The organism is Streptomyces sp. NBC_00572, from assembly GCF_026341815.1.
Lineage (GTDB): Bacteria > Actinomycetota > Actinomycetes > Streptomycetales > Streptomycetaceae > Streptomyces.
Genome location: NZ_JAPENX010000001.1, coordinates 2688150 through 2711649, shown reverse-complemented (window position 1 = coordinate 2711649; position 23500 = coordinate 2688150). Strand labels below are relative to the sequence as shown.

At 69.3% G+C, this 23500-nt stretch carries 23 protein-coding genes and 2 pseudogenes; 10 read left to right on the top strand and 15 right to left on the bottom strand.

Going from position 1 to position 23500, the window contains the following annotated elements; translation table 11 throughout:
- The first annotated feature begins 37 nt into the window (after window positions 1–37).
- The 3 genes from OG514_RS12425 (at window position 38) to OG514_RS12415 (ending at window position 2970) form a co-directional block, all read left to right on the top strand.
- Window positions 38–529, top strand: coding sequence for an SseB family protein (locus OG514_RS12425; RefSeq protein ID WP_266893878.1), 492 nt, complete (start codon window positions 38–40; stop codon window positions 527–529).
- 119 nt (window positions 530–648) lie between these two features.
- On the top strand, window positions 649–1611 hold the full coding sequence (locus OG514_RS12420; protein ID WP_266893876.1) for a pirin family protein: 963 nt from the start codon (window positions 649–651) through the stop codon (window positions 1609–1611).
- Between the two features lie 270 nt (window positions 1612–1881).
- Window positions 1882–2970, top strand: coding sequence for an AI-2E family transporter (locus OG514_RS12415; protein ID WP_266893874.1), 1089 nt, complete (start codon window positions 1882–1884; stop codon window positions 2968–2970).
- On the opposite strand, the gene OG514_RS12410 is transcribed toward OG514_RS12415, so the two are convergent.
- Window positions 2967–3782 (bottom strand): MBL fold metallo-hydrolase, encoded by an 816-nt coding sequence (locus tag OG514_RS12410; RefSeq protein ID WP_266893872.1) that lies wholly within the window; start codon window positions 3780–3782, stop codon window positions 2967–2969. The genes OG514_RS12415 and OG514_RS12410 overlap by 4 nt on opposite strands.
- A gap of 180 nt (window positions 3783–3962) precedes the next feature.
- Window positions 3963–6077 carry a SpoIIE family protein phosphatase gene (locus tag OG514_RS12405; protein ID WP_266893871.1) on the bottom strand — a complete coding sequence of 705 codons (2115 nt, stop codon included), beginning with the start codon at window positions 6075–6077 and terminating at the stop codon, window positions 3963–3965.
- A gap of 171 nt (window positions 6078–6248) precedes the next feature.
- On the opposite strand from OG514_RS12405, the gene aspS reads away from it, so the two are divergent.
- Window positions 6249–8057 (top strand): aspartate--tRNA ligase, encoded by a 1809-nt coding sequence (gene aspS / locus OG514_RS12400; RefSeq protein WP_266893869.1) that lies wholly within the window; start codon window positions 6249–6251, stop codon window positions 8055–8057.
- Between the two features lie 126 nt (window positions 8058–8183).
- Here the strand turns inward: aspS and OG514_RS12395 are convergent, their stop codons facing one another.
- The 11 genes and pseudogenes from OG514_RS12395 to OG514_RS12345 all read right to left on the bottom strand — a co-directional run bounded on the left by OG514_RS12395 (window position 8184) and on the right by OG514_RS12345 (window position 17669).
- On the bottom strand, window positions 8184–8582 hold the full coding sequence (locus OG514_RS12395) for a hypothetical protein (protein ID WP_266893867.1): 399 nt from the start codon (window positions 8580–8582) through the stop codon (window positions 8184–8186).
- Between the two features lie 174 nt (window positions 8583–8756).
- Window positions 8757–9350, bottom strand: coding sequence for a hypothetical protein (locus OG514_RS12390; RefSeq protein ID WP_266893865.1), 594 nt, complete (start codon window positions 9348–9350; stop codon window positions 8757–8759).
- Entirely contained in the window at window positions 9328–9546 is a 219-nt protein-coding gene (locus tag OG514_RS12385) for a hypothetical protein (protein WP_266893863.1), read from the bottom strand. Before OG514_RS12385 ends, OG514_RS12390 begins: the two co-directional genes overlap by 23 nt.
- Before the next feature lie 108 nt (window positions 9547–9654).
- Window positions 9655–9807 (bottom strand): hypothetical protein, encoded by a 153-nt coding sequence (locus tag OG514_RS12380; RefSeq protein WP_266893861.1) that lies wholly within the window; start codon window positions 9805–9807, stop codon window positions 9655–9657.
- Between the two features lie 131 nt (window positions 9808–9938).
- Window positions 9939–10349 carry an Imm50 family immunity protein gene (locus tag OG514_RS12375; protein ID WP_266893859.1) on the bottom strand — a complete coding sequence of 137 codons (411 nt, stop codon included), beginning with the start codon at window positions 10347–10349 and terminating at the stop codon, window positions 9939–9941.
- On the bottom strand, window positions 10336–10836 hold the full coding sequence (locus tag OG514_RS12370) for an Imm50 family immunity protein (protein ID WP_266893857.1): 501 nt from the start codon (window positions 10834–10836) through the stop codon (window positions 10336–10338). The genes OG514_RS12375 and OG514_RS12370 overlap by 14 nt, the downstream gene beginning before the upstream one ends.
- Window positions 10826–14849 (bottom strand): annotated as a pseudogene (locus tag OG514_RS12365) (putative T7SS-secreted protein). Before OG514_RS12365 ends, OG514_RS12370 begins: the two are co-directional and overlap by 11 nt.
- Complete coding sequence (locus OG514_RS12360) at window positions 14849–15496, bottom strand: hypothetical protein (RefSeq protein ID WP_266893855.1); 648 nt, start codon at window positions 15494–15496, stop codon at window positions 14849–14851. The pseudogene OG514_RS12365 and the gene OG514_RS12360 overlap by 1 nt, the downstream one beginning before the upstream one ends.
- Complete coding sequence (locus tag OG514_RS12355) at window positions 15493–16008, bottom strand: SseB family protein (protein ID WP_266893853.1); 516 nt, start codon at window positions 16006–16008, stop codon at window positions 15493–15495. The genes OG514_RS12360 and OG514_RS12355 overlap by 4 nt, the downstream gene beginning before the upstream one ends.
- Window positions 16009–16032: 24 nt before the next feature.
- A complete protein-coding gene (locus tag OG514_RS12350; protein WP_266893851.1) occupies window positions 16033–16947 on the bottom strand; it encodes a helix-turn-helix domain-containing protein in 915 nt (304 codons plus the stop codon).
- Window positions 16948–17237: 290 nt separating this feature from the next.
- Complete coding sequence (locus OG514_RS12345) at window positions 17238–17669, bottom strand: ATP-binding protein (RefSeq protein WP_266893849.1); 432 nt, start codon at window positions 17667–17669, stop codon at window positions 17238–17240.
- Between the two features lie 155 nt (window positions 17670–17824).
- Between OG514_RS12345 and OG514_RS12340 the strand changes: the two genes are divergently transcribed.
- The 3 genes from OG514_RS12340 to OG514_RS12330 all read left to right on the top strand — a co-directional run bounded on the left by OG514_RS12340 (window position 17825) and on the right by OG514_RS12330 (window position 19910).
- The gene (locus tag OG514_RS12340; RefSeq protein ID WP_266893848.1) at window positions 17825–18700 is read left to right on the top strand and encodes a helix-turn-helix transcriptional regulator; all 876 of its coding nucleotides are present in this window, start codon (window positions 17825–17827) and stop codon (window positions 18698–18700) included.
- Window positions 18697–18906: a DUF397 domain-containing protein gene (locus tag OG514_RS12335; RefSeq protein WP_266893846.1), complete on the top strand. Its 210-nt coding sequence runs from the start codon at window positions 18697–18699 to the stop codon at window positions 18904–18906. The genes OG514_RS12340 and OG514_RS12335 overlap by 4 nt, the downstream gene beginning before the upstream one ends.
- 65 nt (window positions 18907–18971) lie before the next feature.
- Window positions 18972–19910: an intradiol ring-cleavage dioxygenase gene (locus OG514_RS12330; RefSeq protein ID WP_266893844.1), complete on the top strand. Its 939-nt coding sequence runs from the start codon at window positions 18972–18974 to the stop codon at window positions 19908–19910.
- On the opposite strand, the gene OG514_RS12325 is transcribed toward OG514_RS12330, so the two are convergent.
- Window positions 19907–20683 carry a triphosphoribosyl-dephospho-CoA synthase gene (locus tag OG514_RS12325; RefSeq protein WP_266893842.1) on the bottom strand — a complete coding sequence of 259 codons (777 nt, stop codon included), beginning with the start codon at window positions 20681–20683 and terminating at the stop codon, window positions 19907–19909. The genes OG514_RS12330 and OG514_RS12325 overlap by 4 nt on opposite strands.
- A 129-nt stretch (window positions 20684–20812) precedes the next feature.
- On the opposite strand from OG514_RS12325, the gene OG514_RS12320 reads away from it, so the two are divergent.
- The 3 genes and pseudogenes from OG514_RS12320 to OG514_RS12310 all read left to right on the top strand — a co-directional run bounded on the left by OG514_RS12320 (window position 20813) and on the right by OG514_RS12310 (window position 21747).
- Window positions 20813–21007 carry a hypothetical protein gene (locus OG514_RS12320; protein WP_266901033.1) on the top strand — a complete coding sequence of 65 codons (195 nt, stop codon included), beginning with the start codon at window positions 20813–20815 and terminating at the stop codon, window positions 21005–21007.
- A gap of 34 nt (window positions 21008–21041) precedes the next feature.
- Window positions 21042–21293, top strand: a pseudogene (locus OG514_RS12315) (Uma2 family endonuclease); the annotation flags it as partial.
- A 100-nt stretch (window positions 21294–21393) separates the two neighbouring features.
- On the top strand, window positions 21394–21747 hold the full coding sequence (locus tag OG514_RS12310) for a DoxX family protein (protein WP_266893840.1): 354 nt from the start codon (window positions 21394–21396) through the stop codon (window positions 21745–21747).
- A 75-nt stretch (window positions 21748–21822) separates the two neighbouring features.
- On the opposite strand, the gene metG is transcribed toward OG514_RS12310, so the two are convergent.
- Window positions 21823–23430, bottom strand: a complete 1608-nt coding sequence (gene metG / locus OG514_RS12305) for a methionine--tRNA ligase (protein WP_266893838.1) — start codon at window positions 23428–23430, stop codon at window positions 21823–21825.
- Between the last annotated feature and the right edge of the window lie 70 nt (window positions 23431–23500).

Genomic DNA, 23500 nt, shown 5'->3' with positions numbered 1-23500 from the left:
GTGCTGCGACCGGCCCCGGGTCGATAGGCTGGCCCCCATGTACGGCTACGAGCAGAATCCGGGTGCCCAGCAGCAGTACGCCCCGCCGCAGCAGGGCGGGATGCAGGCCGGCATGCAGGGGGGTGTGCAGGGTGGGTACGGTCAGCAGCCGCCCCTGTATCCGGAGCCGTCTCCTCCGTCGCTCGCCGACGCCGTCCGCGCCTTCACGACCGGCACGCTCGCGCCCGAGGACTTCCAGCAGATCTTCGCGACCTCCAAGGTCTACTGCCCGCGCGGCGACAACCCCGGCTTCCTGGCGCTGCACAACACCCAGCAGCCGGTCATCCCGATGTTCACCTCGCTCAAGGAGCTGCGGCGGTACGCGGGCAAGGAGTCGAAGTACTTCGTGATCACCGGCGCCGAGGTGATCGACCTGCTGCCGACCGGGTACGGCTTCGTCCTCGACATGGAGGGTGACCACCGGATGGTCTTCGACGCGAAGGCCGTGGAGCAGATGGTCGACTTCGCGATGCGGCGGATGTACGGCTGACGCAGGCTGGTACTGGTACGTGCGGGGACGCCCGGGAGGAATTCCTTCCGGGCGTTCCGCGTTCCGGGTGGCAGGAAGTTCATCGTTCAACTAAACTGGTCGCACAAGGAGGCCCCACCATGCCCGCTGTGACTGTCGAGAACCCGCTCACCCTGCCGCGCGTCGCCGCCCCCGCCGACGCCGTCTCCCGCCCCGTCCTGGCCGTGACCACGGCTCCCTCGGGCTTCGAGGGCGAGGGCTTCCCGGTGCGCCGTGCGTTCGCCGGGATCAACTACCAGTACCTCGACCCGTTCATCATGATGGACCAGATGGGTGAGGTGGAGTACGCGCCCGGAGAGCCCAAGGGCACGCCCTGGCACCCCCACCGCGGCTTCGAGACCGTCACCTACATCATCGACGGGATCTTCGACCACCAGGACTCCAACGGTGGCGGCGGCACCATCACCAACGGCGATACCCAGTGGATGACCGCAGGTCAAGGTTTGCTTCATATCGAAGCCCCGCCGGAGTCCCTCGTCGTCAGCGGCGGACTCTTCCACGGCCTCCAGCTCTGGGTGAACCTCCCCGCGGCCGACAAGATGATGGCCCCGCGCTACCAGGACATCCGCGGCGGCCAGGTCCAGCTGCTCACCTCCCCCGACGGCGGCGCGCTGCTCCGCGTCATCGCGGGCGAGCTCGACGGCCACGACGGGCCGGGCATCACCCACACCCCGATCACGATGATCCACGCGACCCTGCGACCCGGCGCCGAGATCAGCCTGCCGTGGCGCGAGGACTTCAACGGCCTCGCGTACGTCCTCGCCGGACGCGGCACCGTCGGCGCCGAACGGCGGCCCGTCCACATGGGCCAGACCGCCGTCTTCGGCAAGGGCGGCGCGCTCACGATCCGCGCCGACGAGCAGCAGGACGGGAACACCCCGGACCTGGAGGTCGTGCTCCTCGGCGGGCAGCCGATCCGCGAGCCGATGGCGCACTACGGCCCGTTCGTCATGAACACCCAGGCCGAACTCCGCCAGGCCTTCGAGGACTTCCAGGCCGGCCGGCTCGGGACGATCCCGGCGGTGCACGGGATGGGCGAGTAGGAACGGTCGCACGCGATACGGGGCCGGGCGGCGCGCCCGGCCCCGTACGCGCGTGGGGGATGCGCGGGTCCTTTACGTGCGTGGGGGATGCCCGGGTCCTGTACGTGCGTGGGGACGCCCGGCCTCAGTACCCGCGCGTGGGGACGCGCCGGCCCCTGTGCGCGCGGTGATCGGGTGTGCAGGCCGCGCATGCGGGCTCGCTGACGCCCCGTCACCCGTACGGCCCGTCCGCGCGCGACGACACGCCGACCGGCGTGGTCCGGTGGGCGGGTGCAGACGTCGCCCCCGCTCCTTCCCGAACCCGCCCGCCGGGCCGCCGCCTGGTGCGTCGTGCTGCTGCTCGCCGCCGGGGTCGCCGCCGTCGGGATCTGGCTGTGCATCTTCTTCGAGACGGTCGTCACCCCCGTCCTGCTCGCCATCCTCGGTACCGCCCTCCTCGGCCCCCTCTACCGGTACCTGGTCCGGATGAAGGTGCGGAAGTCGTTCGCCGCCGCGCTCACCGTCGTCGCCGTCCTCGCGGTCGTGGGCGGAGCCACGTACATCGTCGTCGCCGCTCTCATCGAGACCGGCGACCAGATCATCGCCTCGCTCCGGCAGGCCGCCACTGACATCGCCGAGCACCTCGGCCCGGCCGGGACCTCGCTCGACGACCTCGCCAAGAACGCCGAGGGCCTCCTCAAGCAGTTCGGTGGGACCGCCGCGTCCGGGGTGCTCACGGGCCTCAGCGTCGTCGGCGGGATGCTCGCCACCGCCGCCCTCGCCCTGGTCCTGATCTTCTTCTTCCTGCGGGACTCGGACCGGGCCGCCGGCGCCCTGCGCTCCTTCGCCCCCCGCGCCACCGGCGACCTCGTCGAGGCCATGGCGCGCCGCGCCTTCGAGGCCGTCGAGGGCTTCATGCGCGGGACGACCTTCGTCGCCCTCGTCGACGCCATCCTCATCGGGATCGGGCTCGTCGTCCTCGACGTCCCCGGCGCGGTGGGGCTCGCCGCGCTCGTCTTCGTCACCGCCTACATCCCGTACCTCGGCGCCTTCCTCTCCGGCGCGATCGCCGTCCTCGTCGCGCTCGCCGACCGGGGTTTCGCCATCGCCCTGTGGGTGCTCGCCATCGTCCTGGCCGTCCAGATGATCGAGGGCTATCTGCTCCAGCCGATGGTGCAGAGCCGGACCGTCCAGATGCACCCGGCCGCGGTGATGCTGGCGATCACGGCCGGTGCGTCCGTCGCGGGCATCCTGGGCATGCTGCTCGCCGTACCGCTGACGGCCGCGGCGACGGGAATCCTCAGCGAGCTGCGCACGCGGTACGCGGCGCCGGGGGCGCCGGGGGCGCCGGACGGGGAGAAGGAGGACAAGGACAGTTAGGCGGGGGCCATGCCACCCGGCTGGAACGAGGCCAGGAGCTGTTCGAGAGCCGCCTGGTCGGGGCCGACGAACGGGTCGGTGTCCGGCACCATCGCGATCGTCTCGATCATCCGGTCCAGCATCCGCACGGCCGGCGGCAGATGCGTGCACAGCACGATCTCCGGGTCCATCTCCCGCAACGGCTCGATCGTCGCCCGGTACTTCTCTGCGTCCACGAGGTGCGCCCACGGACTGTCGATCGTCGCCCACAGCAGCTGTGCCCGCCGCAGCTCCTCCGGCTTGAGGTCGCTCGCGTGACCGCTCTCCGCGACCTCCGCGCTCGGCATGGGCCCGCCGAAGCAGTCGGAACTGAAGCAGATACGGGTGCGGTCGTCGTAGAAGCCGACGGTGGCCGGGTTGTCGAAGAGCGGTGGCCGGAAGGCGTGCAGCGAGCGGTCGCCGACGTCCAGGGACTCGCCGGGGTTGAGGAAGTACACCCGGTCCATGGGCAGGGGGCGTTCGGTGGTCATCTCCCCGGCCCCGAGGAAGGTCGTGACCACGCGCGCGTGCGGGGCCGCGTCGAGGAGGGCGAAGATCCCGCCGGTGTGGTCCCGGTCGGGGTGGGTGAGCCAGATCCACCGCACGTCGGCCGGGTCGACGACCTCGCCGAGCGACGCGACGAAGTCACGGTCGGAGAGGGAGAGGCCGGTGTCGACGACGACGGGCTCGGTGGCGGTGACGACGTACGCGTTGACAGGCATGTGCCCCATGCCGGGTGCTTCGAGGCTGTCGGCCAGAACGGTGGTGTCACTGCCGACCTTGTGGGTGTCCATGGCAAACTCCGTGGTCCCCCCGAGGCGGGTCCCGCGACGCGGTCCCCCGGCGGCCGTACGACACCAGTCTGCGCCGCACGGGAGAGCCCCGCACACGGGAGAGTTCCGCGCACGCGAGAGCCCTACGCCCGCACGGGAGAGCCCCGCACACCGGAGCCCGGCCCGCGGCGCGCGCTCCCCTCAGCAGCCCTTCGCCGAGTCCGGCTCGTTCAGCTCGAACCAGATCGCCTTGCCCTCGCCGCGCGGGTCGACGCCCCACGCGTCCGCGAGCATCTCCATCAGGAGCAGGCCGCGTCCGCTCGACGCCATCTCGCCCGGGTGGCGCTTGTGCGGCAGTTCGTCGCTCGTGTCGGAGACCTCGACGCGCAGCCGCCGGGACTTCTCGCCGCAGGCGACCTCGGCGACGAACAGCGCGTCGCCGTCCGTGTGCACGAGGACGTTGGTGACCATCTCGGAGACCATGAGGACCGCCGAGTCGAGCTGGTCCTCGTCCGCCCAGTCGTGCAGCAGCTGCCGCATCTGCTCGCGCGCCTCGGCGATCCGCTCCGGCTCGGCCTGGGCGATCGTCATCAGGGTGCGGCGCGGGGCCTCCGTCCGCGCCCCGCCGGGCCGGCGGGAGAGCAGCAGGACGGCGATGTCGTCCTCGCGGCGGTCGGCGAGCGGACCGGTCGTGTGGTGGGAGCCGGGGCCGTGGACGGCCTCCACGAGAGCGTCGGCGAGGTGTTCCAGGTCCTCGCCGTCATGGGACTCCAGGAGTTCCCTGACCCGCTCCCAGCCCGTGTCGAGGTCGTGCCCGCCGGTCTCCAGGAGGCCGTCGGTGCAGATCATCAGGGTCTCGCCGGGTTCCAGGGTGAGCCGGGTGGTGGGGTAGTCGGTGTCCGGGTCGATGCCGAGGGGGAGACCGCCGGCGGTGGGCCTGAGGAGAACCGTTCCGTCGTTCATCCGGACCGCCGGGTCCGGATGCCCGGCCCGCGCGATGTCGACCGTCCCCGTCTCCAGGTCGACCTCCAGGTAGAGGCAGGTGGCGAAGCGCGGCCCGCCGTTCTCCTCCGCGTCGTCGCCGTCGGTGATCCCGTACAGGAAGCGCGAGGCGCGGGAGAGGACGGCGTCCGGCCGGTGGCCCTCGGACGCGTACGCGCGCAGGGCGATCCGCAGCTGCCCCATCAGGCCGGCCGCGCGGACGTCGTGGCCCTGGACGTCGCCGATGACGAGCGCGATGCGTCCCGAACCGCGCCCGCCGGTGCGGGAGGTGCCGCCGGGCAGCCGGATCATGTCGTACCAGTCGCCGCCGACCTGCAGCCCGCCGCCGGTCGGCACGTACCGGGCGGCCACCTGGATGCCGGGGATGCCGGGCCCGAGGACCGGCATCATCGTCCGCTGGAGGCCGAGCGACAGCTCGCGCTCGGACTCGGCCACGCCCGCGCGTGCGAGGGCCTGGGCGAGCATCCGCGCCACCGTCGTGAGCACCGAACGCTCGTCGGGGGTGAAGGCGACCGGGTGCTTGAAGGCCGCCATCCAGGCCCCCATCGTGCGGCCGGCGACGATCAGCGGCACGAAGGCCCAGGAACGGCGCCCGAAGCGCTGTGCGAGCGGCCAGGTCATCGGGAAGCGGCGCAGGTATTCGTCGGGGGTCGGCAGATAGATCGCCCGGCCCGTCCGCGCGGCCTCCGCCGCCGGATAGTCGGTGTCCAGGGACATCGACGAGAACGGCCCCTCGTCGCCCTCGCTGTGCCCGTGGTGGCCGATGACCGTCAGCCGGTCGCCCGCCACGCCGAAGACCGCGAGCCCGTCCGGCGAGAACCCGGGCATCGACAGCGAGGCCGCCACCCGCAGTACCTCGGCTGTCGACCGCGCCTCCGCGAGCGCCCGCCCGGCGTCCAGCAGGAAGGCCTCGCGGGAACGGCGCCAGTCACCCGTGATGGGCGTACGGGCGGCGGTCCCCGGCACCTGCTCGGCGACCTCCTGGAGGGTGCCGACCAGCTGGTAGTCGTTCCCCTGGATGAGCGGTTTCGACCTGCTCCGTACGGTACGGAGCACCCGGCCGTGCGTGTCCATGATCCGCAGCCGTGCCTCGGCGAGCGTCCCCTCGGCGACGGCGAGGTTCACGACCCCGTCGATCTCGTTCCAGTCGACCGGGTGAAATCGTGAGCGCACGGCTGCCTCGGTCAGCCGGACGGGCTCCGCGGGCAGCCCGAGCAGCCGGGCGGCCTCGGCGTCGAGCGAGACGATCCCGGACGCGTTGTCCCAGCGCCACAGGCCGGTCGCGATCGCGGCCAGGACGTCCTCGGTGCGCATTGCCCCACTTTATGAATATCGGACACCAGGTCGCCACCGAGAGTATTCGAAAAGCGATCTTGGCCCGGCCGGTACTCTGGGTGCGTCTGCCCGCGTGTCCTGTGACATCTGTGACAGGGACCACGGGTGGCGGTCCACCACCCAAGATCCCGAAGACTGGATGAAACGACGATGCATCGGTACAGGTCCCACACCTGCGGCGAGCTCCGCGCCTCTGACGTCGGCACCGACGTCCGGCTGAGCGGCTGGCTGCACAATCGGCGCGACCTGGGCGGCATCCTCTTCATCGATCTGCGCGACCACTACGGCATCACGCAGCTCGTCGCCCGGCCCGGCACCGCCGCCGCCGAGGTCCTCGACAAGCTGACGAAGGAGACCGTCGTCCGCGTCGACGGCAAGGTCGTCTCGCGTGGCGCGGACAACGTCAACCCGGAGCTCGCCACCGGCGAGATCGAGATCGAGGCCGCGACGGTCGAGGTCCTGGGTGCGGCGAAGCAGATCCCGTTCACGATCAACGCCGACGACGGCGTGAACGAGGAGCGGCGCCTGGAGTACCGCTTCCTCGACCTGCGCCGCGAGCGCATGCACCGCAACATCATGCTGCGCTCCGCCGTCATCGCCTCCATCCGCTCCAAGATGGTGGCCCTCGGCTTCAACGAGATGGCGACCCCGATCCTCGCCGCGACCTCCCCCGAGGGCGCCCGCGACTTCGTCGTCCCGTCCCGCCTGAACCCGGGCAAGTTCTACGCGCTGCCGCAGGCGCCGCAGCAGTTCAAGCAGCTGCTGATGATCTCCGGCTTCGACCGGTACTTCCAGATCGCGCCCTGCTTCCGCGACGAGGACGCCCGCGCGGACCGTTCGCCGGGCGAGTTCTACCAGCTCGACGTCGAGATGAGCTTCGTCGAGCAGGAGGACGTCTTCCAGCCGATCGAGAAGCTCATGACGGAGCTCTTCGAGGAGTTCGGCGGCGGCCGCCACGTCACCTCGCCGTTCCCGCGGATCCCCTTCCGCGAGTCGATGCTGAAGTACGGCAACGACAAGCCCGACCTGCGCACCGCCCTCGAACTCGTCGACATCTCGGACGTCTTCGAGGCGTCGGAGTTCAAGGCGTTCGCCGGCAAGCACGTGCGCGCGCTCGCCGTCCCGAACACCGGTGACCAGCCGCGCAAGTTCTTCGACCAGCTCGGCGACTTCGCGGTCTCCCTCGGCGCCAAGGGCCTGGCCTGGGTCCGCGTCGGCGAGGGCAACGCCCTCACCGGCCCCATCGCCAAGTTCCTCACCGAGGAGAACGTCAAGGTCCTCACCGAGCGCCTCGGCCTGGAGCCCGGCCACGCGATCTTCTTCGGCGCGGGCGAGTTCGACGAGGTCTCCAAGATCATGGGCCCGGTCCGGGTCGAGGCCGCCAAGCGCGCCGGCCAGTTCGAGGAGAACGTCTTCCGCTTCGCGTGGATCGTCGACTTCCCGATGTACGAGAAGGACGAGGAGACCGGCAAGATCGACTTCTCGCACAACCCCTTCTCGATGCCGCAGGGCGGCCTTGAGGCCCTGGAGACCCAGGACCCGCTGGACGTCCTCGGCTGGCAGTACGACATCGTCTGCAACGGCATCGAGCTGTCCTCGGGCGCGATCCGGAACCACGAGCCCGAGATCATGTTCAAGGCCTTCGAGATCGCGGGCTACTCCCGCGAGACGGTCGAGCACGAGTTCGCGGGCATGCTCCGCGCCTTCGAGTACGGCGCCCCGCCGCACGGCGGCATCGCCCCCGGCGTCGACCGCATCGTGATGCTCCTCGCGGACGAGCCGAACATCCGCGAGACCATCGCCTTCCCGCTCAACGGCAACGCCCAGGACCTCCTGATGGGCGCCCCGACCGAGCTGGACGAGACCCGCCTGCGCGAGCTGAACATCCAGCTCCGCAAGCCGGTCGAGAAGAAGACCGTCGACATCACGGACGCGGTCCACCCGGACGCGTCGCGGTAGTCACTCGCCTTTGAACGGCTGAAGTGAAGGGCCCGGAATCCATGCGGATTCCGGGCCCTTTCCGTTCGCTCCCCGCGGGCGGGTCACACCGCCGCGGCGCGGAACCTCTCCAGCGAGGAGGCGAGGTCACGGGCGGCGCCGCTGCCGGCCGGAAGCTGCGAGAGGAGATCTCGCTCCAGTTCCTCCGCGGGCCTCAGTACGGCCTCCACCAGCTCGTCGGGGCCCGCAGGTCCCCACGGCCGTCCCGTTCGCCGACACGGCGACGACCCCCTTGCGGCCACGCCGGAAGTCGAGCCGGAACGAGGAGTCGGTGCCCACGAACGACGCGGCCTTCCGCTCCCCGGCGACGAGCGGCCGGAGCGCGTCCAGCAGCAGCGGCACCGACAGGTAGATCATCATCCCCTGGTCGGGGACGTGCCCAGCCGATCCAGCGGTTCCGCTCTCCCCCTCGCACAGGACGTCCCCGAGATCGAAGTCGCCGGCCTCACCCTGCGGGGGGCGCACGCTGAACGTCAGTGTGATCACGGGCTGTAGCTCTTTCCTGTGGGGAAGAAGGGACGATCCGGTTTCCGTCGGTGGAGTCCCGTCCGGTGTCGTCACCGACACCAGACGGTCCTCGGCATCCCAGTGGTCGGCCTTCCATGACGGACGCGTCCTGCTGCGCAGCATCGTCCGCCCCCGGATTCGTACACGTGCCGCTCAGGGGAGCTTCGGGACGAGCTCCAGCCACGCGCGAACCTGCCGTGAGGCAGGACCGTCTCCCTCCGGCTTCCCGTCCTCCAGGAGGTCCTGGAGGAGAAGCAGCGGGGTCAGCATGTTCTTGATACGACGCAACTGAAGCATCTGCTCACGTGGAGCCGTCCGCCACCCCGCGCCCAGTCGTGCAGCTTCCTCCCAGGGCATCCCCACGTCCCGGAGGACATCCGAGCAGAGCACAGGGAGGTTCCGGGCCGGGTCGGTCTCGCTGGCTCCGAATTCCTTGATCATGTACGCACGTGCACGGGCCGACTCGGCCGTCATCTGCTGCGACAGACCCGTTCGGTACTTCCCCGAGATCGCTGAGAGCGAGAGCCGGCCCCACCGCAGCCTGACCTCGGCGGGCAGATCAGGGCGCTGCATACCCCCGACAGCGAGGTCACGCAGTTGTTCCCAACGCTCTGGCGGGCAGGATCTCGCCTCAGGCTCCAGCAGGAACCGCTCCAGGCTCTCCTGCGAGGTGCCTGTGCACCGACCCTGGTCCTCGTCGCGGCCGTGTGCCTCCGGGCAACTGTCAGAGAATGGGGATTCCCGCACGGTCGAAAGCCTCCTTGCCGATTTCCAGGGTCTCCTGCGAGGGCCAGTAGTGTCCACTCTGGTTGTTGATCTCCATGCCGAAGTAGTTGCCGCCGCCTCCGGCTATCTCCGCCTCGCCGGCCGCTCGCACAGGGGCCCCGTTCGTCAGCACGGGGTGCTTCAGTTCGACGCCTTGGACGTGCTTCGGAATGAACACCAACTCCCTCTTCGGTCACCGGGTTCGGTGCCGAGGCCAGGCCCAGAGGGTCTTGGCTGAGGTAGCGGTGGTCCACCCGGACGCGGTGCGGTAGTCACTCGCCTTCAGCTACACCGCACCGATCCGGCGGAACTCATGGGTGGCGAGGGGAAACCGGGACGAGAGGAGAGTCGAGCGCAGCTCTCCGGTGAGGGCGGACGCAAGGAACTGCGTGCAGGACACGGCGAAATGCTCCCACCGGTCGCCACGTGCGCTCGGCACCGTCCCAATCCTTCTGCCGGGGCTCGCTCGGCGCCGGAGCGATCTCCAGCAGACGTGTGAGGGCGTTGGTCATGGCTGACGCCGGGACCTGCAGCCGTGAACGCATTCCCTCAATGGAGTTGTCCCCCGCATCAGTCGCTCCCACGTGAAGAAAGGTAGGGGCGTGTTCGGGTCAGGAGGGAGATTTCCGCTGTGAAGGCGAGGTGCGAACCTGCCCCATCGACGGAAACCCGGACACCCTCGCCGAAGGGAGTGAGGGTGACCGCTGCATCGCGTGCGGTGAAGTCCCAGCCGACGACCTGGAGTTCCTTCACGCCTGTGAACTTCAAGAAGAACTCGACTGTGTTGTACTCCCGGTCCGCCCATGCGGGGGGTGGGTTCGAGGGGAGGACCGAGGTCTCGAAAGCCAGCGTGACCGACGTGCTTCTTTCGTCGATCTGCACGTACTCAAGAGTGCACTCGTTCAGGTTCGGAGGTGTTGTGTAGGAGCTCGTGATGGACTCTGCTGAATTTATGATCGTTGTCCAGTCAGAGTCGCCCATGGAAGGTCTTTTCGTCGGTTTCCGGAATGGTTTCAAAGCGCATGCTGTCGAGCTTCTGAAGGAAATGGTGACGACTTCCGTCCGTGCCGTCAGCCGTGATCTTGAAGGCGCTCACATGTCCCACCCGTGTGAACTGGCTGCTGGTGAAGTCGAGATCCACCCCGGCGCCGGTCACCCGCACCCGCATCCTTCGTTCCTTGCCCAAGGATGTCGAACGGAAGGACGAGCAGGCGGGCGGGGCCCACTCCGTCAGGGAGAGATCCGCCACCGCGAGGAATTGCAGATGACACTGAACAGTGTCGACATCCACGCCCTCCCATTCCGGAGGAGCCACTCCGGGGAAGCTGGAAAGGTCCAGACGGAGAGTGACCGTCGGCCCCCTCCAGTCCAGGTTGATGGAACGCAAGCGAAACTCTTCAAGAGGCGGGATCCCCCCGTACAGGCGTACGAGGCTCTCGGGGTTCACCACGGTCAGGCTATCGGTCATAGTAGTAGTGCTTTTCTGTGCCGGGAATATGGCCGTTTCGGGTGTCGTCAAGCGGTCTCACGTGCACATGAGACGGCTGGTAACCCTCCTCGCCTGGCTTCTGATGGCCGAACCAATGGTCCTGGAAGACGATGATGTCCTGACCATTCGGATGCGCGTACGTCTCCTCTCGGTAGTAGATCGGCTGGTAGTTCTCGTCCATCAACTGTTTACCACCCTGCCAATCCGGCGCCGTTGCCGGAACCCAGTCGTCCACCAGGAAGGGTTCGGCCCCTTCCGGGATTCCCGCTTCCCTCAACGCCGTGGCCTTGGCCTCGGCCAGGTCTCGGCCGGCCTTTGGAGGACACCCATCGGGTGCAAGGCCCAGTGGGTCGATCCAGGTGTGCGGGTTGTGGACGTACGTCGTCGGGTTCGGAGCCGGGGCCAGACCCAGAGGGTCCTGGCTGAGGTAGCGGCCGCTTTCCGGGTCGTAGTACCGGAAGTGGTTGTAGTGCAGACCCGATTCCGGGTCGAAGTACTGGCCCGGGAAGCGGAGTGGGGTGTAGGCGGTGGCCGATCTGGTCCACGTCGTCGTGCCCCAGAGAGTCGTGCGGGTGCGCCATGCCAGGTCGCCTGACTCGTCCACGAGTTCTGTCGGGGTGCCGATCAGGTCTGTGACGATCGCGAAGAAGCGGTCGTCGGTGGAGTCCGGGGCCGTTCGGCGTTCCGTCTGAGCCAGGGGACGCAGGCCCGCATGGTCCCAGGTGAGGGTGACGTCGGCCGTAGTCTGTTCGCAGAGGGTTGTGCCGTCCCAGGTGAAGTGGACCGTCTCCAGCGCTGAGTGCTTGGATATTCGGCGGCCCAGAGGGTCGTACGCGTACCGCCACACCGTGCCGTCCGGCGTCGCCACCGACGTCAAGCGGTCCTCGGCGTCCCACTCGAAGCGCCACGTATCCGGTTTGCGGGAGAGGCGGGTCTTCTGGCGCAGGACGATCCGGCCCTGTTCGTCGTGTTCGTAGCGGACTGCCCCCGCGCGAGTGATCCGAGAGCCCTCGTAGGCGCGTATGCCCGTCGCCGAGTGGGCCGGGTGCGTGGACGGCCAGGACGCCTCGGTCTGGTTGCCGGCCTCGTCGTAGGCGTACCGCTCCGTCCAGTCGCGCGCGTGGACGGCCGTGACGCGGCCTGCCGGGTCCAGGTCGAAGCGCCGGCTGCCGGAGAGCGCGTCGGCGATGCCGATGAGGCCGCCGTCCGCGCGGTACGTGTACGCCCTGTGCTGGAGGCGGTGGCCGGAACCGCCGGTGACTTCCTGGTCTGTGAGTCGGCCCATCGCGTCGAACGACGAGGTCAGGACGGCGAAGTCGGCAACGTGGCGGGCTGTTTCACGCCCGAGGCCGTCTCGGGTGAAGGCCAGGGTCCGGCCGGAGGACGTCAGTTCCGTTCGACGGCCTGCCGCGTCGAACGCCCACGTACTTGTGGACCCGCCCGGTGTCGTCCGCCCTGTTCGTCGCCCCACCGCGTCGTACGTGAACGAGAGCGTACGACCGTTGACAGTCTCGGAGACCAAGCGGCCGTAGCGGTCCCGGAGGCGTTGCAGGGTCGCGTCAGGGCCGGTTGCCGACGCCAGTTGATCGAAAACGTCGTACTCGTAGGCGTTGACCGTCCCTTCGGCGTCCTTGCGGACGATCTGACCGAGGCTGTCGCGGTCGAACCGGATCGTCTGGCCGAGCCCGTTCGCGCGGGAGGCAAGTCGGCCCGCAGCGTCGAAGTCGTAGCTCAGCGTCCGGCCGTCGAAGTCCGTCTCCGTGACGACGCGGCCCGCTGGGTCGTAGGTGTAGTCCCAGGTCAGGCCCCGTGGGTCGGTTACATGCGTCAGCTGCAGGTTCGTGTCGTGGGAGAACTCGTACCTGACCCCGTCCGGGCCCGTGCGGGACGTCAGCAGGTCGAAGTCGGTGTACGTGAAGCGGGTCGTGGCGCCCATCGCGTCGGTGTGGCTGAGGCAGTTGCCCTCGCCGTCGTACGTCCAGGACTCCACCATGCCGTCAGGTGCCGTCCGCCGGGACGGTCGACCCTCGACCGTCCACTGCATCCGCGTCACCGCACCGAGAGCGTCGGTGAACCGGACCCTACGGCCGAAGGCATCGTGTTCGTAGCCGGTCGTGGCGCCCAGTGGATCGGTGACCTCGATCGGGAGGCCGCGGGCGTCCAGGACCAGCCGGGTGGTGGCGCCGAGCGGGTCCGTCACCGACGTGAGTCGGCCCGAGTCGTCGTACGCGAACTCCGTGCGGGCGCCCGACGGGTCCGTCACCGATGTTCGGTTGCCGCGCTCGTCGAAGGTCTGCCGTGTGACGTTGCCGTCGGTGCCGGTGATGCGTATCGGGAATCCGTCGGCGTCGTACTCGGCCCGCGCCTGCCGGCCGTCCGGACGCTCCAGGAGGGTCAGCCGGCCCTGCTCGTCATAGGTGAAGGAGCTGACGTGACCCAGTGGGTCCGTCCGGGACAGCAGCCGGTTGCGGCGGTCGTACGCGAAGCGGGTGACCGCGCCGAGTCCGTCGATCTCCGCGACCACCTGAGCGAGGTCGTTGATCAGGTGCCGCTGGGTGTTCCCCAGTCCGTCGGTGAGGGTGGTGACGCGGAGACCCGTCGCGGGGTCGACGTCGTCCCAGGTGAAGCTGGTTTCGAGGTGTCCGTTCGTGCCCGACTGGTAGGTGCAGCGGTCCTGTTCGTCGTAGACGTAGTCGAAGCGGCTGCCGTTGGTGTCGGTCCACGAGGTGATGCGGCCGTGTTCGTCGCAGCCGAAGCGAAGGGGTCGGCCCGAGGAGTTGGTGACCTCGGTCAGGTGGCCGTCCGTGTATCCGTAGCGCAGGATCTCCTGGTCGGAGCCGTCCGGCGCCGCCCCCGCGAGGTGGAGCGCCGTCACCCGGCCCTCGCCCGTGGTCAGCTTCAGGTGGTAGCCGCCGTGGTGGACGATCGCCGTCGGGGCGCCCGTCTCGTCGTGCTCGAAGGCGATCCAGCGGCCGTTGCGGTCGTCGATCTGGGCCAGGAGAGCGAGTTCATGACCGTGGTCGGCGAAGTGGCGGACCGTGCCGCTGTCCGGGTCCGTGACGGTGTAGCCGTCCTCGACCCGGTCCAGCGGCCACTGCCTGCCGTGCGTGGGCATGACCGGGACGCCGCGTGCCGGGTGCGGGTACGCGAGCAGGCTGCCTTCGTCACAGCTGAAGACCACACCCTCCGAGTCGATCTCAAGACGTTGGTCCACCGTCGACGACCACGTCGGGCCGAACCAGCGTCCCGAGCGGCGCGAGGAGTCGAAGGTCCGCCGGAAGACGAGGGGAAGCGAACCGGGCAGGGCGCGCGTCGTTCAGGATCTCCTTGGCGCGCTGCCGCTTGGCCTTGCCGGGGTCGGAGAAGACTCCGGGGTCCGGCAGCGGACTGTCGCCGGTGCGGGCCGCGTTGTAGGCGTCGACCTTCTTGTTGTACGTGTCGACCGCCGTCTTGGAGTCCTGGTCGCCCTCCTTGTACAGCGCGATCGCCTCACGCGCCTTGCCCTGCGCGCTCACGACCGCCTTGGAGTACGTTTCCAGTGCCTTGGCCGCGTTCTCCATAGCGTCCGCCGCGTGCAGCCAGTCGGTCGGCAGGGTCTGGAACTTCTCCCGGAACGCGTCGGCCGCCTCGCCCTTCCAGTGACCGGCGTCGAGCTTCCTCATCCCGCGGCCGACGAGGTCGAACGCGAGTCGGAAGTCCCGGAGGTTCTTCACCGACTCGGCGATCTTCTCCGGCTTGCCGTGGATCAGCTCGTTCGCTTCCTCGGTCTGCCCGAGCTGCTGCTCACCGACCTGCGCGCCGAGGGAGGAGGCGGTCTCGTCGCCCCAGTCCTCGACCTTGTCCGCGATCTCATGCGCACCGATCTTGTCCAGGCCCTGGCCGAACTTGTCGGTGGCGTGGTCGATGCCCTCGCCGAGCAGCTCCTTGCCCTTGTCGATGCCGTCACCGATCTTGTCGATGCCCTTGTCGAGGAGACCTCCGAAGTCCACCATCAGCGGTTCTCCCCCCAACGCGGCTGCTCGGCCTGGTCGATGGTCGCCTGGTCGGGATCAAGCAGGTCCTTGAGTCGCTGGTCCGCTCCGTCCCGCGTGCTCGGGTCGATCGCACCCGAGCGTTCCAAGCCGTCGAGCATGGAGTCCTCGACGTCGTACGTGGTGTTCTTCCAGTTCTGCTTGACCTCTTGGTGGGCGTCCTCGAACGACTCCCCGCTCCAGTCCGGGTCGTCCCACGTCTGCTGGTCGCGGATGGTGTCCCAGCGCATCTTCTTGACGTCGTCCTCGGACAGGTGCGGGTTGCCGTTGAGGGAGTTCACGCCGATCTTGATCGAGTCCTTGATGTACTGCTCCTGCTCCGCGAACGAGCCCGCCGACAGGCCGACCGCCTGCGCGAAACCGTTTCCTCGCAGGGTGAGCGCCCGTATGCCCCACTCCCACCGGTTGCAGAACGTCTCGAACTCGGACGTCAGACCGCCGTGCCCCAACTCCACTCCCGACAGGGCCAGGTCGGAGAAGCCGCGGCCCGTCGACGCCTCGCCGATCATGCCGAGCTCCTTCAGCTCGGCATGCGCCAGGTCGATGCCCTTCGCTATCTCCGCGAGCGCCGCTGCCGGCGCCGCGAGGTCAGGCTGGTTCCCACTCACCGCGTCCCCGTTCCCCCGAGATCCACTGCCACCTCATCCGGAACGATCCCCGCGACCGGCGGGAAGAGCATTCCGTCCGCGCTGCCCGCGTCCAGGGCGACTCCGCCCGGGCCCGGCAGCATCGGCACCATCACGTCGAGCAGCCGCGCACCCAGAATCGTCTGGTACGTCCATTCGCGGCCTGCGTCTCCCCGTGCCATCGCGAACCGCGCCAGCGCCTCCTCGTCCGAGAACGCGCAGATCCACCGGACCCCGTTGAAGTCAGCAGTCCAGAGACTTTCCTGCTCGTCGAACGGCACCAGCACGGCCGTACGCCGAAATTCACCGAGTACTCGCGCAAACTCCCGGTGTGCCAGGGCTGTTTCGTCGACTTGTTCCGACTTCGGAGCCGGCCGCGCGGGCGGAAGCGTCGAATCCGACTCCGGTTGCATCGCCGAATCCGGTCCGTCTGCCAATTCCGCCAGTCTCGAAACCTGTTGTGCTTGTGGTGCTTCGTCCCCGTACTCAGTCACTTGCGCATGCTGCCACGCGACCGTTCACACGAGCAACGAACAAGGGTGCGATCCCGTCACGTCGGTCTTCGGCGTGCAGGACTCGCACATGCCCGGCTCGGGCGCGCGGTAGGCGCGGTCGCAGGTGTCGCAGTTCTGGAGGGGGTGCCGAACGGCGGGGGCCTCGGAGCGGGCGCGGAAGGGCGGCAGCGGCGGGAGCTGGGCGCCCAGGCGGTGGGCCAGGAGGGCGGCCGGGCGGGTCAGGGGTTCCGACGGGAGGGCGAAGGTCAGGACGCGGTGTACGTCGGCGGGGGCGAGGTCGCGCTCCAGCCAGGCCGCGACGCCCGGGGCGAGGTGTTCGGCGTCGGCGGCGGAGACGTGCAGACGGGGGTCCTCGCGGCGCAGGCCGGCCAGGATGCCGAGGGCGGTGGCGAGGAGGTCGGGAGCGGGGTAGGCGGGCTGCGGTACGGGAGGCAGCGCACGGCGCTTCGGCTCCACGTGGCGCTTCGGCTCCGCCCGGCGCGTGGACGGCTTGGGCTTCGGGGCCTCCGCAGTCTCCTCCTCGCCGCCGCCGGTCCGGCCCGGCTGGTTGCAGGAGACCGTGCGGGTCACCATCCGCCCGCTCCCGGTGCGCTCGCGCGTCCGGCGCAGGTAGCCGTGGACCTCCAGCTCGCGCAGCGCGGCGGCGATCCGCGTGGTTCCCTCGGGGAACCGGGCCGCGAGGCTCTTGATACCGACGGCGGCCCCGCCGGGCAGGGACTGGATGTGCACGGCAAGGCCGATCGCCAGCAGCGACAGCTCCGCGTGCTGGGCGAGGTGGTTGCCGATCACCGTGAAGCGGGCGGTGTGGCGGGCGTTCTCGTGGACGACGCCGGCGGGACGAGTGCCCGTACGGGGGTGGTTTTCCGCGCCCTTACGGGACGAGGCGGAGGAGCGCGCGCTAGTGTCGTGAGTACCCATGGGGAAGCCTCTTACTTCCTTGTGGTCAGGCCCTCGCCTTGGGATTGCCCTCCCGGCGGGGGCCGACGCATGTCTGGTGGCATATGCCGATCAGGCTGAGCGTAAGGCAGACAACCCCTCCCGAATCCAGTCGAGTTGGTGTCATTCACCCGCATGAGTGAGTGCGTGCCGGCGGGGCGGGAGGGGTGGGGCTTGGTGGGTGTCTTTCTCATATGTCGTTGCTTGGAAAGGCGGCCCGAATCACCGAATCTCACCTTCCTGGAATCCGGCGCCTGAGTCGTATGCGCAGTTCAGGGGTGGTGGAGGTCGAGTTCGGCCCATACGGTCTTCCTGGGTACGGGTCCCAGCCCCACGCCCCACCGGTCGGCCAGTGCCTCGACCAGGAGCAGCCCGCGCCCCGAGTCGCCGTCGGTGCAGACCGGTTGGACACGCGGGAGGTCCTCGCGCCGGGTGTCGGTGACCTCGATCCGCAGGGCACCCTCGTGGCGGAGGAGCGCGAGCCGGAAGCTCCTGCCTGCCACCCGGCCGTGCGTGGCGGCGTTCGCGGCGAGTTCGGCGACGACCTGCGTGACGGCCTCCGCCGCGCCGTACGGCACCTCGTGATCCCGCATCCACTCGACGGCGAGCAGCCGGGCGAGCCGGGCCCCGCGTGGCGTGGGAGACAGGAGAACGCTGAAGTGGTGCGTGGGTGAATGGACTTGGGTGATGTTCCGCTGCTTCACGTCACCGAGCGTGGCCGCCCCCGACTACCGTGAACAGTGACGGAGTCGATGCGTAGAGTCACTGTCCGGAGCTTGTCCGCTGCTGTCCGGGCTGTCCGGACCTGCCGGAGGGGTAGGGGCATCGCGCCACGAAGGGGCGAGGGAAGGGTGCGGGTATGTCGGTGGACGGTGGGGCACAGCGGCTCAAGACCGAGGCGGACGAGCCGGGGTGGGAGGTCGATCCCGACGATGACTGGGGTGTGGCCGTAGTCGCCACTGTGGGACGGCAGTTGAGGCTACGGAGGGAGGCGGTGGGGATGCGGGCCGCCGAGCTTGGGGCGGCCACCGGCTATGGCGAGGACCTCATCTACAAGATCGAGAGCGGGAAGCGGATCCCGCGACCCGAGTTCCTGGACAAGGCGGACGAGGTGCTGGGGGCCGGGGGGCTGCTCTCGGCGATGAAGGAGGACGTGGCCAAGGTCCGGTACCCGAAGAAGGTGCGGGCGCTGGCGCAGTTGGAGGCGAAAGCGGTTGAGATCCAGCTCTACGACCCGCTCAACATCCACGGCTTGCTGCAGACGCCGGAGTACGCGCGCGGGCTGCTGTTGATGCGACGGCCGGCGTACACGCAGGACGAGGTGGAGCGTATGGCGGCCGGGCGTGTGGCACGGCAGAGCATCTTCCTGAGAGACCCCGCCCCGGAGATCAGCTTCGTCCTGGAGGAGTGGACGCTACGCCGCCCGCTGGGCGGGCGGAGTCTGCGGCGCCCCCAACTGGAACGCCTGTTGGAGGTCGGGCGGATGCGGAACGTCGAGCTTCAGGTCATGCCGATGGACCGTGAGGAGCACGCCGGGCTGGCAGGCGGCATCGAGGTGCTGAAGTTCGATGACGGATCAGCGGTGGGACGCTCTCCGGCTGTGTCCAACGGGCGGCCGGTGACCGAGCCGAAACAGCTCCATATCCTGGAGTTGCGGTATGGCATCATCCGGGCTCAGGCCCTCACTCCACGTGAGTCGACGGCCCTCATCGAGCAACTGCTGGGAGAGACATGATCCGCAACACCTCGTCTGGGGACGCCTCCGAACTGGCTTGGTTCAAGAGCAGCTACAGCAGCAGCAGCGAGGGCGACTCCTGCATCGAGATCGCCCCCACCCCCGCCACCATCCACGTCCGCGACTCCAAGAACCTCGGCGGTCCCCAGCTCGCGCTGACGCCGGCCGCCTGGGCGGGCTTCGTCTCGTACGCCGTGAGCAACTGACGTACACAGGAACCCACAGCCCGCTCTCACGTTCCTGACAGGCGCGGTTCCTAGGGTCCTCGCCCATGAGCGAAAACCAGAAGCACAGGCGGGACATGACCCGGCGGCGGGCCCTGGTAGCGGGCGGTGGGGTCGTGGTCGCGGCGGGGATCGGCGCCGGGGTCGTCTCCACCGCCTCGGCGGGCGGGGCGGCCGGGAAGAAGCCGTCCGCGAAGCCGACGGCCGGTGAGGTCTGTTACCGGCTCACCTCCGAGACCACCGAAGGTCCGTACTACATCGACGCCGACAAGATCCGCAGGGACATCACGGAGGACCGTGAGGGCATCCCGATGACCCTACGGCTCAAGGTCGTCGACTCCGACACCTGCAAGCCCCTGCGGAACGTCGCCGTCGACGTCTGGCACTGCGACGCGCTAGGCATCTACTCCGGCTACGAGAGCCTGAGCACGGGCGGCGGGGACGGGGCCCCCGGGGGCGGTACACCGCCGACCGGTACTCCTCCGACCGACGCTCCCACCGGGACCCCGCCCACCGGTACGCCCCCGACGGGCGGACCGGGTGGCGGTGGCGGTGGTGGCGGCCACGAGGAGCCCACCGACGACAAGCGGTACCTGCGCGGCACCCAGCTCACCGACAAGCACGGGTACGTGGAGTTCCGGACGGTCTTCCCCGGCTGGTACCGGGGGCGTTGCGTCCACGTCCACACGAAGGTGCACGTGGGCGGGAAGATGACGGCCTCCGGTTACGAGGGCGGGCACACCTGCCACACCGGGCAGCTCTTCTTCGCGGAGACCGCCGTCCTGGACTCCGCGAAGGTCGCGCCGTACTCCACCAGCACCACCGAACGCACGACCCTCGACGACGACACCATCTACCCCGGCAACGGGGCCGAGGGCGGTCTTCTCACCCTCAAGTACCCCAAGGGGAAGATCGCGAAGGGCGTCTCCGCCGCCCTCACCCTCGGTGTCGACCCCGACGAGACCCACACGGGGACCTCCGCCTAGCGGAGGCCGTCAAGGAACAGGGCGGCGGCGAGCAGGTGGCCGCTGCCCCTCGGGCGCAGGTCCCGTTCGCGTAGCCGTCGGTCGAAGGCGTCCAGGGGGAGATCGCCCGCCACGACGTCCCGGGCGCCGTCCTGGACCTCCCGCAGGCCGTACGGGCCCGCCGTGTGCAGCAGGCCCGTGTCCTGGAGGGTCGTCATCACCGTGAGCAGCGCGCCGATCAGGGCCTCGGGCTCGCGTGCCCCGTCCCGCCGGGCCGTGTCCAGCGCCGCCGAAGCCCGCCGCACGTGCGGGAACGCGGCTCGGGCCTCGCCCTTCGCGCCGGCGGCGCCGTACCGGACGGAGACGGCCGAGCCGGGGGTGGCCATGCGCGGAGCCCGGCTGTCCGGATGCGCCGCGATCCGCCCCGCGAGCCCGGTGATCTCCTCCACGGTCCCACCCGGCGCGAGCGCGGCCCCCGCCACCAGCAGCCCCAGCGGCCACACGGCCCCGTGGTGCAGGCCCGCACCGCCGTCCGCCCGCGCCATGTCCCGCTCCGTGGACCGCCCGATCGCACCGAGCTCACCCCGAAGTCCCTTCGCGGGCTCCCCGGTCCGCCGCGCGGCCGCCGCCATCGCGGCGAGCCCCGGTTCCAGCGCCCGCGCGGACCACCTCAGCCTCGACAGATCCGCCTCACGGGCATCCGGAAGCCCCGGCTTGGGCGTCAACTCCATCGCCGCCAGGAGCCCTTCCACAGCGGCCCGGCCCAGCGCCTCGTCCTCACGGTTCACGACCATGCCGGGCACGCTAGGCACCGGACCTGGGGGTTTCCTCGCGCCGCCCTGTGAACCGGCTGTGTCACCCACAGGGGTGAAGGCTATGGATTCCCGCATCCCACGGCGCTGGCATATGCCAGCGTGCCTGTCATGGCGACAGCGACGAACCCGGTCGGGCGGGCCGGGGAACACGTACCGTGGAAGGCGCCACCGATCCAGGAGGAGTCTGCCGTGAGCGTCCTGACTCAGGAGGGGTTCGAGGAACTCGCCCGTCTTGGCGAACGTGTGGACGAATCCCTGCGCCTTGAATTCATCAACGGGAAGAGGACTGGCCCACTCTCCTGACCGACGAAGGTGTCGCTCGGCGCGAGGCAACCCCGTCGAGGTCACGTCAGGCGACTCGGACTCCGGGCAGCGTGACCGGGTGGAGAAGTCGCATGCCTATGCCGAGACGGGGATTCCCGTCTACCTGTTGATCGACAGGACCGCAGGCGAGGTCAAGGTCCACTCCCAGCCGGACGGAGAGCGGTACGAGATGGTCGTGACGGTGCCCTTCGGCAAGACGGTCGCTCTGCCGGAGCCGGTGGGGATGGAGCTGGACACGGAACCGTTGAAGAACTGGGTCCACTGAAGTTTTTCGCGCGGGCCGTCACACTCTTCGGCTCCGCTCCGTCAGTGCTGTGTCCGGCTCGGTCGAGGCGGATACGGGCAAGGCTGAAGGAGCCGTTGCGATGTTCACCGAGATGTCCACCACCGCTGTCGTCGTCACCGCCGTCGCCGCCTTCATGGCCGGGTTCTCCGCTGCGGCGATCTTCTTCAGGGCCGCGTTCGTCGTCGAGCCCCTCGCCCAGTACGGCGTGCCGCAGTCGTGGTGGAACTGGCTCGGAGCAGCCAAGGCCGCCGGGGCCGCCGGGCTCGTCGCCGGGTTCTACGTCCCCGTGATCGGGACCCTCGCCGCCATCGGGCTCATCCTGTACTTCGCCGGCGCCGTGATCACCATCCTCCGCGCCCGCTCGTACGGACACGTGCCCTTCCCGCTCGTCTACATGGCCCCCGCCGTCGCCGCCCTCGCTCTGACCTGGTGACCCGGTGACCCGCAAGGCGAAGGCCGCCGACCCTGTGAACAGGGCCGGCGGCCTTCGCCGTACAGCAGACGGACGTCAGTCCTTCTTCGGCTCCTCCAGGCGCGGGAACAGCACCGCGCCCTTCGTCACCGTCGCGCCGGCGGGGAGCTGACCCCACGTGGCGGAGGTCTGGACCGGCTGCGCGGCCAGGGTGCCCAGGGACGCCTCGGCGCCCAGCGACTCCCAGAGCGCCTGCGAGGTCTCCGGCATGATCGGGTTCAGCAGGACGGCGACGGCGCGGAGCGACTCGGCGGCCGTGTACAGGATCGTCGCGAGGCGGGCCTGACCCTCCGGAGAGTCGTCCTTCGCGACCTTCCACGGCTCCTGCTCCGTGATGTAGCCGTTGACCTGCTTCACGAAGTCGAAGATCGCCAGGATGCCGCCCTGGAAGTCCAGCTCCTCGCCGATCTTCGCGTCGGCGGTCGCGACCGCCTTGGCCAGGCCGTCCTGGATCGCCTTCTCCGCCTCGCCGTCGGCCGCGGAGGCCGGCAGCGCGCCGTCGAAGTACTTGCCGACCATGGCCGCGACGCGCGAGGCGAGGTTGCCGTAGTCGTTGGCCAGCTCGGACGTGTAGCGGGCGGAGAAGTCCTCCCACGAGAACGAGCCGTCCTGGCCGAACGCGATCGCCCGCAGGAAGTACCAGCGGTACGCGTCCACGCCGAAGTGCGAGGTCAGGTCCTGCGGCTTGATGCCGGTCAGGTTCGACTTCGACATCTTCTCGCCGCCGACCATCAGCCAGCCGTTGGCCGCCACCCGGCCCGGGACCGGCAGGCCCTGCGCCATCAGCATCGCCGGCCAGATCACCGCGTGGAAGCGCAGGATGTCCTTGCCGATGAGGTGGACGTTCGCCGGGAAGGTCTCTTCGAACTTCTCCGGGTTCTCGTTGTAGCCGACGGCCGTCGCGTAGTTGAGCAGCGCGTCGATCCACACGTAGATGACGTGCTTCTCGTCCCACGGCACCGGGACGCCCCAGTCGAACGTCGAGCGCGAGATGGAGAGGTCCTCCAGGCCCTGCTTGACGAAGTTCACGACCTCGTTGCGGGCCGACTCCGGCTGGATGAAGCCCGGGTTCGCCTCGTAGAACTCCAGGAGCTTCGGGCCGTACTCGCTCAGCTTGAAGAAGTAGTTCTCCTCCTTGAGGATCTCCACCGGCTTCTTGTGGACGGCGCACAGCTTCGTGCCGTCCTCGGCCTCGAGGAGGTCGCCGGGGAGCTTGTACTCCTCACAGCCCACGCAGTACGGGCCCTCGTAGCCGCCCTTGTAGATCTCGTCCTTGTCGTACAGGTCCTGCACGAACTCCTGGACGCGGTCGGTGTGACGCTTCTGCGTGGTGCGGATGAAGTCGTCGTTCGCGATGTTCAGGTGCTCCCAGAGGGGCTTCCAGGCCTCCTCGACGAGCTTGTCGCACCAGGCCTGGGGCGTGACGTTGTTCGCCTCGGCCGTGCGCATGATCTTCTGACCGTGCTCGTCCGTGCCGGTGAGGTACCACACCTTCTCGCCGCGCTGACGGTGCCAGCGCGTGAGCACGTCGCCTGCGACGGTCGTATAGGCGTGGCCCAGGTGAGGAGCGTCGTTGACGTAGTAAATGGGGGTCGTGACGTAGAACGCCTTCGCCCCCTGCTTCTCGGATCCAGTGGCCGCCATGGTCGAAATCCTAACGGTCGTACGAAGATCCACTCACATCGATAAACCCCGGGGCGGGCGGCGGGCCGGG

Excerpts from the sequence above, each read along its gene's own strand:
- OG514_RS12370 (WP_266893857.1), bottom strand. The coding sequence starts at position 10,836 with ATGACCGATAGCCTGACCGTGGTGAACCCCGAGAGCCTCGTACGCCTG.
- OG514_RS12375 (WP_266893859.1), bottom strand. The coding sequence starts at position 10,349 with ATGGGCGACTCTGACTGGACAACGATCATAAATTCAGCAGAGTCCATC.
- OG514_RS12310 (WP_266893840.1), top strand. The coding sequence starts at position 21,394 with ATGTTCACCGAGATGTCCACCACCGCTGTCGTCGTCACCGCCGTCGCC.
- OG514_RS12405 (WP_266893871.1), bottom strand. The coding sequence starts at position 6,077 with ATGCGCACCGAGGACGTCCTGGCCGCGATCGCGACCGGCCTGTGGCGC.
- OG514_RS12410 (WP_266893872.1), bottom strand. The coding sequence starts at position 3,782 with ATGGACACCCACAAGGTCGGCAGTGACACCACCGTTCTGGCCGACAGC.
- OG514_RS12350 (WP_266893851.1), bottom strand. The coding sequence starts at position 16,947 with ATGGGTACTCACGACACTAGCGCGCGCTCCTCCGCCTCGTCCCGTAAG.
- aspS (WP_266893869.1), top strand. The coding sequence starts at position 6,249 with ATGCATCGGTACAGGTCCCACACCTGCGGCGAGCTCCGCGCCTCTGAC.
- OG514_RS12320 (WP_266901033.1), top strand. The coding sequence starts at position 20,813 with ATGGCGACAGCGACGAACCCGGTCGGGCGGGCCGGGGAACACGTACCG.
- OG514_RS12335 (WP_266893846.1), top strand. The coding sequence starts at position 18,697 with ATGATCCGCAACACCTCGTCTGGGGACGCCTCCGAACTGGCTTGGTTC.
- OG514_RS12420 (WP_266893876.1), top strand. The coding sequence starts at position 649 with ATGCCCGCTGTGACTGTCGAGAACCCGCTCACCCTGCCGCGCGTCGCC.
- OG514_RS12330 (WP_266893844.1), top strand. The coding sequence starts at position 18,972 with ATGAGCGAAAACCAGAAGCACAGGCGGGACATGACCCGGCGGCGGGCC.
- OG514_RS12340 (WP_266893848.1), top strand. The coding sequence starts at position 17,825 with ATGTCGGTGGACGGTGGGGCACAGCGGCTCAAGACCGAGGCGGACGAG.
- metG (WP_266893838.1), bottom strand. The coding sequence starts at position 23,430 with ATGGCGGCCACTGGATCCGAGAAGCAGGGGGCGAAGGCGTTCTACGTC.
- OG514_RS12425 (WP_266893878.1), top strand. The coding sequence starts at position 38 with ATGTACGGCTACGAGCAGAATCCGGGTGCCCAGCAGCAGTACGCCCCG.
- OG514_RS12325 (WP_266893842.1), bottom strand. The coding sequence starts at position 20,683 with ATGGTCGTGAACCGTGAGGACGAGGCGCTGGGCCGGGCCGCTGTGGAA.